The 12,950-nt window shown below is 70.1% G+C and carries 6 protein-coding genes; 2 read left to right on the top strand and 4 right to left on the bottom strand.

The window, feature by feature from the left end; all coding sequences use genetic code 11:
- Positions 1-123: 123 nt before the first annotated feature.
- Positions 124-897, bottom strand: a complete 774-nt coding sequence (locus K8640_RS13505; RefSeq protein ID WP_370640340.1) for a peptidylprolyl isomerase — start codon at positions 895-897, stop codon at positions 124-126.
- A gap of 295 nt (positions 898-1,192) precedes the next feature.
- On the opposite strand from K8640_RS13505, the gene K8640_RS13500 reads away from it, so the two are divergent.
- Together K8640_RS13500 and K8640_RS13495 are read left to right on the top strand one after the other, a co-directional pair.
- A complete protein-coding gene (locus K8640_RS13500; protein ID WP_223747411.1) occupies positions 1,193-2,188 on the top strand; it encodes a peptidyl-prolyl cis-trans isomerase in 996 nt (331 codons plus the stop codon).
- Positions 2,189-2,296: 108 nt separating this feature from the next.
- Positions 2,297-2,560 carry an acyl carrier protein gene (locus K8640_RS13495; protein WP_223747410.1) on the top strand — a complete coding sequence of 88 codons (264 nt, stop codon included), beginning with the start codon at positions 2,297-2,299 and terminating at the stop codon, positions 2,558-2,560.
- 6 nt (positions 2,561-2,566) lie between these two features.
- On the opposite strand, the gene K8640_RS13490 is transcribed toward K8640_RS13495, so the two are convergent.
- From K8640_RS13490 to K8640_RS13480, 3 genes are read right to left on the bottom strand one after another with little or no spacing between them, the layout of a single operon-like run.
- Positions 2,567-5,404: a type I polyketide synthase gene (locus K8640_RS13490; RefSeq protein WP_223747409.1), complete on the bottom strand. Its 2,838-nt coding sequence runs from the start codon at positions 5,402-5,404 to the stop codon at positions 2,567-2,569.
- A 21-nt stretch (positions 5,405-5,425) separates the two neighbouring features.
- Complete coding sequence (locus tag K8640_RS13485; protein ID WP_223747408.1) at positions 5,426-10,900, bottom strand: type I polyketide synthase; 5,475 nt, start codon at positions 10,898-10,900, stop codon at positions 5,426-5,428.
- 9 nt (positions 10,901-10,909) lie between these two features.
- Complete coding sequence (locus K8640_RS13480; protein WP_223747407.1) at positions 10,910-12,934, bottom strand: RiPP maturation radical SAM C-methyltransferase; 2,025 nt, start codon at positions 12,932-12,934, stop codon at positions 10,910-10,912.
- Positions 12,935-12,950 lie beyond the last annotated feature (16 nt).

Here is a 12,950-nt window from a genome sequence, read left to right as displayed (position 1 = left end):
AGCAACGCCATGCGCGCCGGAGCCCCGGGCGCAGCGCGGTTCGGTCTTCAGGGCACACGACGCCGTCGACGGCGCCCAAGCCGTCCGAGACAAAGAGATGCACAACCCCTCCCGCCTGCGCCCTCAGGGCGTCCCAGGCATGTCGATGCTCACCGAGCCCGTCTCACGCAGCCGGGCCAGCAATCCTTCCAGAACCTTTCGCTTCCACTGCGGCAGCGCCCGCCCCTCCACCTCCGCCCTCACCTCCTCGAACGCCGGCACCCTCGCCTCCCGGCGCTCCAGCAGCCGCACCACCGAGTACCCCTTCGCCTCCGCCACCACCGCGCTGGTGTCTCCCACCTTCTTCAAGCCGAACGCCGCGCTCTCCAGCTCCCGGTCCGGCAGGTCTCCCCGCGCCACCCACCCCAGCTCCCCGCTGCGCCCATCCCCGTCCGCCGCCACCTTCTCCAGCGCCTCGCCGGACCGCAGTCGCTGCGCCAGCCGCTCCGCCTTCTGCTTCGCCTGGGCGCGCTGCGTCGCCGTCGCCGCGGGCGGCACCACCACCTGCACCCGCGCGAGCCGCAGCCGCTCGGGCTGGGCCAGCTCGTCGCGGTGCTGCTGGTAGTACTCGCGCAGCGCCTGCTCGCCCGGCGTGCCCACCGCCTTCTCCTCCGCCGCGAGCAGCTCCTGGATGACCAGCCGCTCCTCCAGGGCCTGCACCTGCTTGTGGATCTCCGGCTTCTGATGGAGGCCACGGACCCGGGCCTCCTGGGCCAACAGGCGCTTGTCGATCATGGAGCGCACGAACTCGCGCTGACCGGCGGGGCGCTCGAACTGCTCGCGCAGGGGCGAGGGCAGCCGGGCCGACTCCTCGGCCAGCTCCGCCTGCGTCACCACGCCACCATCGAAGCGGCCCACGACGGGGCCCTCCCCCGCGTGGGAGGGACTCGCGACGGGGGCCGGCTTCGTGCAGGCCGCGCACAGCGCCCACGCGACCAGCAGGACCCGACGCGTCCGTATCGTCCTTGGAGGGACGCTTTCCTTCCGCCCGTTGGACCCAAAACGAGGAACGACGGGATTCGCACCTTGCGCCATGTTGGATATACGATTCAGCGCCACTTCTTGGTTGTCGCTTCACGCGTTGCTTGCGGCTTCCGCTCGAGAACGCGGAGCTCCCACACGCAAGGTGAAGGCCCCGAGGTTGATTCCACCCATGCACACGCGCTCCATCCGAACCCGAGTCCTCTCCGCCGCCCTCGCCGTCCTCGCGCTCTCCGCCTGCGAGGGGGGAAGCGCGGGCCCCGCGAAGCAGGCGCCCCAGGACTCGAGCCCCGTCGTCGCGGTCATCAATGACCGCAACCTGACCGCCAACGAGGTGAAGGCGAAGCTGGACGAGCAGCCCCTGTTCGTTCGCAACCGCTACGCCACGCTCGAGAAGAAGAAGGAGTTCGTCGACAACCTCGTGCGCTTCGAGCTGCTGGTGCAGGAGGCCCGACGTCAGGGGTTGGAGGACGACCCGGAGATCAAGGCGACGGTGGAGAAGGTGATGGTGCAGAAGCTGCTCCGGAAGCAGCAGGAGGCGGCGGCCGGAAAGCTCGACGAGCCCGAGCTGCGCAAGTACTTCGAGGAGCACCAGTCGGAGTTCGTCCGGCCCGAGCGCGTGCGGGTGAGCCACATCTTCCTGGAGGCCCCGCAGGCCGACGCGGCCAGGCGGGCCCAGGCGCGCACCGCGGCGACGAAGCTCCTGGCGGACCTGAAGGGCAAGGAGGCGGGCCCCACCAAGAGCGCCTTCGAGCTGGCCGCGTCCGAGCAGTCGCAGGACCCCGTCTCCAAGTCCTCGGGTGGAGACCTGGGCTTCCGCAGCCGGGAGGAGCTGACGCAGAGCTGGGGCGCCACGCTGGCGGAGGCGGCCTTCGGGTTGAAGACGCCGGCGGACATCGGCCAGGTGGTGGAGACGGAGAAGGGCTTCCACCTGGTGAAGCTGCAGAGCCGTCAGGTGGGAATGGACCTGTCCTTCGAGCAGGCCCGGCCGCGCATCGAGGCGCGCCTGTTGGGTGAGCGCCGCTCCAAGGCGATGGAGGGCTTCATCGACGGCCTGAAGTCGAAGGCGAAGATCGAAGTGAAGGACGCGGCCTTGGAGCAGGTGAAGATCGAAGGCGCGGACAACAAGGCCGCCGAGCCCGCGACGGCTCCGACGGCCCAGCCGTAGCGCTGCGGCCCTCGCGTCATGCAGTGCACGAGGGAACCCATGACGTGCTGGTGGGTCCACGGCACATGCTCTACCGTCGACCCTGCCTGCTCATGGGGGGTCGACGCCGTGAATCAGACTCAGCTTCTCGCCAGTTTGACCCGGTACATCGCCGAAGAGATTCTCGAAGGTGAGGCGGAGGAGCTCCTGCCCTCCACTCCCCTGCTCGAGCTCGGCATCCTGAACTCGCTGGAGACAGCGCGGATGATGAGCTTCATCGAGAAGCAATACGGCATCACCATCCCCGCGGACGCGATGCGCGTGGAGAACCTCGCCACCCTGTCCGCAATCACAGCCATGGTCCAGGCCTGCGCGCAGGCGTCCCAGCGATAGCGCCCCTCAGCCTCTTCGCTGCTGGCCCTCCAACAGCGCCTGGACCTGCTCGTCCGTGAGCTGTTCGAGCAGGTCCAGCTGTCCCGCCAACGCCTCCAGGTCCCCTCCTGGCAAGACGGTGGGCACCTCGGGCGTCGCGGGGCGATCGAACCAGTACCTACTGCGCTGGAAGCAGCTCGTCGGGAGCACCACCTTGTCGTGGGCCCTGTCCCGATAGACCTCCGACCACGCGACCTCAGCCCCCGCGGCAACCAGGCCCGCGAGGCTCTCGACGAGCACGGTCCTGTCATCGTCCGGTGCACGCAGGCTGGGGAACCAGGGGTGCGCTGGCACGGGACGGACACGCAGCCCCAGGGCCATCCAGCCCGCGCCGGGGCCCACGTCCAGAGAGCCGCTCACCCCGTGCCCCCTCAACGCATCCATCGCGGTGAGCCATTGCCCAGGGGCCCCCGGGCGCTCTCGCCAGCACTCCGCGCTCGGCGCCTCCATCACCTTTCCCGTGAGCGCGGACAGCCAGGGGACGCGGGGTCGTTCGTGCACCTTCGAGCGCGCCGCCGCGGCCACCGCCTCGCGCGCGGCGCTCCAGGCCGTCAGGGTGAGGGCGTGTGACGTGTCGCGCGACTCGGCATGAATCCCCTGCTCGAGCAGCTCCGCTCGCGCCGCTTCGATGGCCGCGCGAGTGCCTGAGAGGATGCCGCGCCCCTCGCCATCGAGCCCCAACAGGCACACGTCCGGAAGCCTCGGGAGGACATCCGAGAGCTGCTCGGGCTGCTCGACCCTCAGCTCGGCGCCAGGGGCCGCGCGCTCGAGCTGCTCACCCAGCGTCGCCACGAGCGCCATTCCATCCGCCCAGGTGAGCACACCCGCGGCACAGGCCGCCGCGTACTCTCCTACGCCGACGCCCAACACCGCCGACGGCGCGATGCCCCACGCCCTCCACAGCTGAACCAGTCCACACTGCACCGCGAACATCCCCGGAAGCGTGAGGCCTGGTCCCAGCGGGCCCGAGTCCGCCCCTCGCACGGAGAAGAGCCCAGGGACCAGAGGCCGGCCCAGCGCGCCCTCGCAGTGGAGGATGGCTTCCCTGAAGACAGGCTCGGACTCGAAGAGTCTTCGTCCCCAGCCTTGCCATTCCCACGCCCAGCCCGCGAACAAGAACGCCAGACGGGGCCGCTGTCGCCCGGAGCCGGTCCACACACCTGGCACCTGGTCGCCTTGCATGAAGCCCGTGAGCTTCTGGCGGGCCTCGCTGTCGCTCGACGCCACGAGAGCGACCCGATGCGCGAACGCGACCCGGCCCGTGTTGGCCGTGAAGCAGACGTCCCCGAACGAGGGCCGGTGCGCCGTCTCCGTCGAGAAGTGCTCCACGTAGCGCCGCGCCAGGGACTGGAGCGCTGGCGCGGAGCGGGCCGACAGCAGCAGCAGCTGGGGTGACGGTGCGACCTCCATCGGGGCGGACTCGACGAGGGGCGCCTCTTCGACGAGCACGTGCGCGTTCGTCCCGTTGAAGCCGAACGCCGTCACTCCGGCGATTCGCCGCTTCGCCCCTCGCGCCCAGCGCATGCGCTCGCGCGGCACGACGACGGGCAGCGCATCCCAGCGGATGTTGGGGTTGGGCGTCTCCAGGTTCAGGTGCGCGGGGATCTCCTCGTGTTGGAGCGCGAGCACGACCTTGATGATGCCCGCCACCCCCGCCGCGCCCTCGGTATGGCCGATGTTGGTCTTCACGGAGCCGACGACCACCGGCGCCTCTCGCGAGTGCGCGGGCCCGAAGACGCGGCCCAGCGCCTCCATCTCGATGGGGTCCCCGATGGCCGTTCCCGTGCCATGGGCTTCCAGATAGCCCACCTGCTCGGGCTCGACACCGCCGGACTTCAGCGCCGCGCGCATCACCTTCGCCAGCGCATTGCCATTGGGAACGGTCAGACCGCTCGACTGACCGCTGTGGTTGGTCGCGGAGCCTCTCAGCAACGCCAGGATGGGGTCCCTGTCCGCGACCGCGTCCGACAGTCGCTTGAGCGCGAGCATCCCGCAGCCCTCGCCTCGCACGAAGCCATCCGCCGAGGCGTCGAACGTGCTGCACCGCCCCTTCGCGGAGAGCATGCGCATCGCGCAGTTCACCACGGACGTCAGCGGCGACAGGATGAGGCTGATGCCACCGGCCAGGGCCAGGTCACACTCGCGCGTCCGCAGGCTCTGACATGCCAGGTGCACCGTGACCAGCGATGACGAGCAGGCCGCGTCGACGGCCATCGTCGGCCCCTGCAGTCCCAGGCTGTAGGCCAGCCTCCCCGCCGCGACACTCAACCCCGAGCCCGAGGCGGTGTGCAGGTCGATCTGCGTCGCATCCGTCATCAGGTGCGAGAAGTCCTCGTTCATCATGCCGACGAAGACGCCCGTGGAGCTGCCCTTGAGGTCCGCCGCCGACAGGCCCGCGCGCTCCAGCGCCTCCCAGGTCACTTCCAGGAGCAATCGCTGGTGAGGGTCCATCCGGGACGCTTCTCGCGGAGAGATGCCGAAGAACTGCGGGTCGAAGTCCTCTACCCCTCGGATGAAGGCACCATGCCGCGTGTACATCTTCCCCGGCGTCCCCGGCGTCGGGTCGTAGTACGCGTCGACATCCCAGCGCGAAGAAGGAATGGGAGTGATGGCCTCCCTCCCCTCCTTCAACAACTCCCAGAAGGACTCCGGCGTGTCCGCGCCGCCAGGGAACCGCAGCCCCATCCCGATGATGGCGATGGGCTCGCTCAACGCCAGCGACAGCTTCGACTCGACCTTGCGCGCCAACAACGCCAGCTTGAGTGGCGGCAGGTCACTGAGGCGGGGGGTGGAATCCGTCGTCATGGTGTCCTCGAAGGGCTCGGCTCAGCGGCGACGGCGCAGCAGTTCCTGGACGTCGCCATCGGCCAGGTCATCCACGTCGGACAGGAGCGCTTCCAGGTCCGCGTCCTCGACCCGCTCCCTCGCGGGTGCCGCCTGCTCCGGCAGGCCCAGCACCTCCCTGGCCAGATGGTCCACGAGCGCGTTCACCGTGGGGTTGTCGAAGGCGACCGTCGCGGGCAGCGAGACGCCCAGGCTTCGCTGGAGGACGTTGCGCAGCTCCACGGACATCAGCGAGTCCATGCCCAGGTCGAAGAAGCCCTGGCCCGGGTCCAGCGCCTCCGTCAGAGGTCGCCCCAACACACCGTTCACCAGGCCGCCCACGTGCACGCGCAGCTCGGCTCGGCGCTCGGCGGGCGGCAGGCGCTCCAGCTTCGCCCGGAGGTCTTCGCTCGCGGCCGGCCCCGGCTGCGCGACGAAGTCCTCGTACAGCGCGGCGCGCCCCCGGCGCCCGAGCACGGCCCAGTCCACCGGCAGGATGCCGAGCTGACCTCCCAACCCCAGCGCCTGCTCGAAGACGCGCAGCCCGTCCGCGGGAGGAATCACGCCGAAGCCCAGCTGCTCCATGCGCCGCTGGAGTGACTCCTCCGCGGCGGCGCCGACTTCGGACCAGGCGCCCCAGTCGAGGCTCAGGCCGGGCACCCCCTCGGCACGACGCAGGTGCGCCAGTGAGTCCAGGAATGCATTCGCGGCCACGTAGCTCGACTGACCGGCGGAGCCAATCATCGACGCCGCCGAGGAGAAGAGGACGAAGAAGTCGAGCGCCGCCCCCTGGAACACACGGTGCAGATTCCATCCGCCGGAGACCTTCGCGGCGAACACGTTGGAGAACCGCTCGGGCGTCATCTGCATCAACAGCCCGTCGTCGATGACACCCGCCGCATGCACCACGCCACGGATGGGCGGCTGACATCCCTCGAGGGCACGCTCGAGCTCGGAAGCCACGGACACGTCGCACGAGAGCGTCCGCACCTCCACGCCCCGCTCCGCCAGTGCCGCCAGTCGCGTGCGTGCAGCATCCCCCGGAGACTTGCGTCCCAGCAGGACGAGATGTCGCGCCCCACGTTCCACCAGTCGCTCCGCCACGGCGAGCCCCAGCCCGCCGAGCCCCCCCGTGACGAGGTAGCTCGCATCCGGACGCAGCGAGGCTTCGGTCTCGCCGCTCGACAGCCGCAGTCGACGGCTGCGCACCAGTCGTGGCACGCGGCGGCTCCGACCTCGAAGGGCCACCTCCTCCTCGCTCCCGCCGAGCAGCTCGTCCCGCAGTTGCTCCACCTCGTGCTCGGGAGCACTCGGGTCCAGGTCCACGCGGCGGCATTGAAGCTCCGGATGCTCGCGAGCAATCGCCTTGCCGAGTCCCCACAGGACCGCGCCCGCGGGTCCGGAGAGCGGCCCTCCTTCGACAGCGGCCTGCGCCCCTCGTGTCACGAGCCAGAGCGACGTGGACCCCATCGGGGCCCGGACGAGGGCCTGCACCAGCTCCAGCACCCGCGTGCCGTGCTCCAAGGCCGCACCGGGCACATCGGTCCCCGCGCCATCCAAACTCCAGAGGTCGATGACGTGCACCGGTGCCGGGCCTTCACGCATCGCGAGGAGCGCCTCGGCGCGCTCGCGGTCGAAGGCACGCTCTCGCGCCACCGTCTCCACGCGCCAGCCTCGTGCCCGGAGCCCCTCCGCGAGGCGGCTCCCCACCCCTGTCCCGTCATCGAGGATGAGGCCGAAACCGACAGACCGGGACGCCGCCACTGACGGAGCGTCCCGCCACTCCAGCTCATAGAGCCAGTTCTGCAAGCGCTTGCTCCTTGCTCCCAGGAATCCGTCGCGACCGACACGCTGCAGTCGCAGCCGCTCCACCACGGCCACGAGCTCCCCCTCCGCGGTGAACAGCTCCAGGTCACACGTGTAGCCGGACCCCTTCGCCTCCTCGTCACGCGACATCCGCGCGTGCGCCCAGACCTCACGTGCCCCCGCTCTCCACACCTGGACCGTTCCGACGCCGACCGGCAGATAGGCGGCATCGCCCTCCTCCTCCAGGACGGCCCCCACCATCTGGAAGCAGGCATCCAGGAGCGCGGGCACAAGGACATAGCGCTCCGCATCCACCACGGCCCCACCGGCCAGGGCGAGCTGCCCCAACACCTCGCTCCCACCACTCCACAGCCCGCGAATGGCTCGGAAGCTGGGGCCATAGGCGAGACCCGCCTTGCCCAGCTTGTCGTAGTAGCCATCCACGGCCACTTCGGCGCCGAGCGCGGTCCGCAGCGCGTGAAGGTCGACACGTCCACCCGACTCTCGCGTCGCCGCGCGGAGCCTGCCGTGGGCATGGAGGGTCCATGACGGCTCGGGCTCACCTGCCGTCGACTCCTGGCTGAAGATCTCGAACCGCCCCGCGCGGTCTCCCTCCGGCGTGTAGAGCAACTGCACGCGCCGCTCCCCTTCCTCAGGGAGGAAGAGGGCCTGCGAGAAGCCGAGCTCGTCGACAACGCATCCGTCCGCTCCGAACAGCGCCAGGCCCGCGGCGAGCCCCATCTCCACGTACGCCGCTCCCGGCACGACGAGCTGTCCGTATACGGCGTGGTCCCGAAGGAACGCGGGCGAGGAGGCCCCCAGCGAGGACTCGAACTGTCGTGTCCGGGCCGGCGAGTCCTGTCGGCTCCCCAGCAGCGGGTGGACGCCCGCGGTGCTCCGGGCTCGCACGCCCTGACGATCCCACCCCGTGCCGGCCAGCTCCATCCAGTGCCTCTTGCGTTGAAAGGGGTACCCCGGCAGCGAGACCTTGCGTCGCTCCCGGCCTGCATCCAGCCCGAGCCAATCCACCGTCGCGCCCGCCGAATAGAGCGAGGCGAGCCCCTCCAGCATCTGCCGCCAATCCGAGCGCTCCGGCCGGAGGCTCGACAACCAGAGCGTTCCCTCCCCGGAGACACACGCCTGCCCCATCGCGGTCAGGGTCGGCCTGGGCCCCACCTCCACGAAGGCCTGGACCCCCGCCCGGCTCAGCATCTCCACGCTCCGCGCGAACCGCACGGGCCCCCGGAGCTGCTCCACCCAATACCGGGGCTCCAGCAGCTCACCACGGGCCTCCTCACCGCTCACGTTGGAGATGAGTGGGATGGCCGGAGGCTGGAGGCGGACCTTGGCCACCTCGCGCGAGAACGCGTCGAGGATGGGGTCCATCAGCGCCGAATGGAAGGCGTGGGACACACGCAGGAGCGAGCCGCGCTTGCCCTGCTTGTCCAGCTCGCCGAGACAGTCGCGCACCGCGCCCTCGCGACCCGAGATGACGACGCTGCGCGGACCGTTGAGCGCCGCGATGGAGACCTGTCCCTCATACCGGGGCAGCAGCGTCTCCACCATCGACGGGTCCGCGGACACGGTGGCCATCGCGCCCCCCGAGGGGAGCGACTGCATCAACCGGGCGCGCGCCACGATGAGCTGGAGACCCTCCTCCAACGTGAAGACACCGGCCACGCACGCGGCCACCAGCTCGCCCACGGAGTGCCCCATCACGAAGTCAGGGACGATGCCCCACGACATCCACACCCGCGCCAGTGCGTACTCGAGCGCGAACAGCACCGGCTGCGTGAAGCCCGTCGCGTCCAGTCGCGCGCGGGCGGCCTCGTCGCGCTCGGACGGGTACAGCAGCCCGGGGAGCGACTGTCCCAGCAGCGGAGCCAGCACCTCGTCACAGCGCTGCAGCGTCTGACGGAAGAGCGGCTCCGTCCGGAAGAGCTCCTCGCCCATCCCGAGCCACTGCGAGCCCTGTCCCGTGAACAGGAACGCGATGCGGGGAGCGCCTTGGACGCGCTGCACGTCACGTCTCGCGCGGAGCTGCTCGCGCAGGCCCTCGTGCGAGTCCCCGAGCACGGCGAGACGGTACTGGAAATGGGTGCGCCCCGTGTTCGCGGTGAAGCACACATCCCCCACGGGTGTTGCGGTCAGCTCCGCGCTCCCGAGCGCCTCGTCGTAGCGCTGCGCGAGCGCCCCCAGCGCCTCCGGACTCCTCGCCGACAACGCAAGGACGTGGACGGGCCTCGGGAACTCCTCCGGGCCCCTGGGGGCCTCGGGCGGGGCCTCCGCGACGAGGACATGGGCGTTGACCCCACTGAGGCCGAACCCGCTGATGCCCGCGACCCGGGGCCCCGCAGGCCACGGTGTCATCTCCGTGGGCACCCGGAGCCGCAGCTGCTCCCAGTCGATGGCCGGGTTGGGATTGCGCAGGTGCAGGTGCGGAGGAATGGCGCCATGGCGCAGCGAGAGCGCGACCTTGATGAGCCCCGCGGCGCCAGCGGCCGACTCCAGGTGGCCCAGGTTCGTCTTCACCGAGCCGACCAGGAGCGGCGCCTCTGTACCTCGCCCCTCCCCGAGCACCGCGTCCAGGGCCCGCAGCTCGATGGGGTCTCCCAGCGGCGTCCCCGTCCCATGCGCCTCCACGTAGCGCACGTCGGACGGCGAGAGGCTCGCGGACCTCAGCGCCCTGCGCAGCAGCTTCTCCTGCGCGGGCCCATGAGGCACCGTCAGCCCACCGCTGGGCCCGTCGTGGTTCACCGCCGAGCCCCGGACGACGGCGTGGATGCGGTCCTTGTCCCGCAGCGCATCCGAGAGCCGCTTGAGCACCAGGACGCCGCAGCCCTCACCTCGCCCGTATCCGTTGGCGGACGCATCGAAGGTCTTCGAGCGCCCATCCGGCGCCAGCGCCCGCATCTTCGACAGGACGATGTTGTTGTCCGGATGGAGGATGAGGTTCACGCCCCCCGCGAGTGCCAGCGAGCACTCCGCCTGACGCAGCGCCTGGCACGCGAGGTGGACCGAGACGAGCGCCGACGAGCACGCCGTCGCGACGACCATGGACGGGCCCTGCAATCCCAGCACATACGAGACGCGTCCCGCCGAGAAGCTCAGCTCGTTCCCCGTCCCCATGTAGGGCAGGTCCCTCGTCGGCAGCGCATTGAACGGGACGCGCCCGTAGTCGCTGCTGAGGAAGCCGACGTACACGCCCGTGTCGCTCCCCGCCAGCGAGCCCGGGGCAATGCCCGCGTCCTCCAGCGACTCCCACGCGACCTCCAGCATCAAGCGCTGCTGGGGGTCGACGTAGCTCGCCTCGCGTGGCGACAGCCCGAAGAACTCGCAGTCGAACGCGGCGATGGGCTGCGAGAGGAAGCCCCCTTCGCGCACGACCATCTTCCACGCGGCATCGGGGTCCTCGGCGAAATAGGCCTGCGCGTCCCAGCGGTCCGCGGGCACCGGCCCCACCGCGTCGACTCCCGCGCGCAGGAGCTCCCAGTACCGCTCCGGCGTGTCCGCGCCCCCAGGGAAGCGGCACCCCATGCCGATGATGGCGATGGGCTCCGAGCGCGCGTGCTCCAACCCCTCCACCTTCGCGCGGAGGGTCTTGATGGCCAGGGCCGCCCGCTGCAGGGGCGTCAGCTCCTCCGTGGGGGAGGACGTCGAGTCGTCGGGCATCGCGTGGGCCTAGGTCGAAGAGGCGACGAGCTGCGCGGGGCCGGGGCTCACCGCCGGCCTGGCCCCAAGACGGGCCCAGTCGATCGTGCCCAGCTGCGCGGCCATCTTCAGGTCGATGATGCGCTGGCGCTCCGTGCGGTCCAGCACGAGGCTCAGGTGCTTCGCGCCCTCGCGGATGACCCAACCCCACTCCAGGAACCGCGCGAGCATCGCGTCGAAGTCCGCCGCCGGCATCGGGCCTCCCTCGCGCGACTCGTTCACCTTCTCGAGCCCGACACGAGCGCTCTGGATGGAGTCCATGGCCTTCAACAGCCGGATGCCGTCCACCGTCACCTCCGTCTCCCGCGACGCCCCGTCCCGCGTGTCCAGCACGTACGTCGCGCCATCGCGCGTCTTCAGCTCGAGCGTCACGCCCCGGCTGTACCCGTCGCGCCACTCCTCGGTCCGCTTCAGCGTGTCCTGGAGATAGACCGTCGGGTCGATGTCGCCCTCGAGGTCGTAGTCGAAGTAGTACGCGATGCGCCGGCGCTCCTCGGCGGGCAGCGCGGCGTAGACATAGTCATACGCCCACTTCTGGCGGACGTTCTTGAGGTTGTACTTCTCCGGCGTCTTCCAATACGGCGCGAACCGGTCCATGCGGATGCGCCCGCATCCTCCAGGCGGGGGCAGGTGGACGAGCGAGGGCATCAGCCGGGCCATCTCCGCGTACTCCTCGGGCGCCTCACCCGGGAAGCCGAAGAGGATGTTCCAGTTCACGTTGATGTCGAACTCCTCGCACCACTTGATGAGCTGGATGTTCTGCAGGCGCGTGGTGCCCTTGTCCATCAGCTCCAGGATGGGCGTGCTGAGGCTCTCGATGCCCGGCTGCAGCTCGGTGACCCCCCCGGCGACCATGAGCTCGAGCTGCTCCTTCCGGAGGTTGCTCTTCGTCTCATAGAACATGGTGATTTCGTCCCCCTGCTCGATGAGCGCGGGGAACACCGACTTGATGTATTTCAGGTCCAGGATGTTGTCGGCCATCATGAAGAAGTTGAAGCCGTAGCGACCCGCCAACGTGCGCAGCTCCTGGACGAAGCGACCCGGGTCCTTGCTCCGGTACGCCATGCCGGAGCCGTTGAGGCCGCAGAAGGTGCAGTGCGACTTCGCCCCCCACCAGCAGCCACGCGACGACTCCGCCGTCAGGTTGGCGCGCTTGGCCATCGGCATGTCCTTGATGGCCTCGAAGTAGTGGTCGAAGTCCGGAATCGGCAGCGTGTCCATGGCCTCGAACGGCGGCGCGGCCACGTAGCGAGGCTGGGGGCGGCCGCCTCGGCGATCCAACACGCCCTTGACCAGGTCGACGATGACGCCCTCGCCCTCTCCGGAGACCACGTGGTCCATGAAGGGGAAGTTGTCCGAGAGCGCCTTGCCCATGTCGGCCTCGCAGTTGGCGCCGCCCATGATGAGCGTCAGCTCCTCGCGCGGGCGCAGCCGGCGCAGCTCCTTCGCCAGCGCGAGCGAGGCGACGCTCTGCTGGAACGTCGAGGTGAAGCCGATGACGCGCGGATTGTCCACGAGGATGTCCTGCGCCCACTGCCTGACGATGCGCGGGCTGTCCTCGCGCAGGGCGCGAATCAGCTCGCGGGCACGTCCCCAGTGCAGCGCCTGCTCACGCCGCGCGCCGCCCGAGGTGGCGCCCTCCGTGTGCTGCTTCACCTCCAGCAGCGGCGTCAGGCGGTCCGCGTACTCCTCCCAGTTCGAGGCCGCGTCGCCCCACAGCGCCGGAGCGAAGACCATCTCCCCCAGCAGCAGGTCCGGCGAGGCCGGCAGGAAGGCCATCTCCCCCGCGAGGATCTCCGGGGGCGTGGCGTAGGAGAGGTAGTAGTAGAGCTCCCAGCCGATCTGCCGCATGAACTGGACGTTGAGGTAGCGGACATCCGCCTGGATGCCGCTCCTGCCGAGCACCCCTATCAGCGTGCTCACGCCCAGCGCGGGCTGGTGTTCGGGGAGGAAGGGAGCAACGACGAAGCGGACCTGAACGGAATCACCAGACACGTTCCACTCCTTTGCG

This window comes from Myxococcus sp. XM-1-1-1 (genome assembly GCF_020037095.1).
Lineage (GTDB): Bacteria > Myxococcota > Myxococcia > Myxococcales > Myxococcaceae > Myxococcus > Myxococcus fulvus.
Note: the sequence above shows the minus strand (reverse complement) of the source record. Positions and strands in the feature narration are given on the sequence as shown.

Coding starts and splice junctions, on each gene's coding strand:
- K8640_RS13500 (WP_223747411.1), top strand. CDS start 1,193: ATGCACACGCGCTCCATCCGAACCCGAGTCCTCTCCGCCGCCCTCGCC.
- K8640_RS13485 (WP_223747408.1), bottom strand. CDS start 10,900: ATGCCCGACGACTCGACGTCCTCCCCCACGGAGGAGCTGACGCCCCTG.
- K8640_RS13490 (WP_223747409.1), bottom strand. CDS start 5,404: ATGACGACGGATTCCACCCCCCGCCTCAGTGACCTGCCGCCACTCAAG.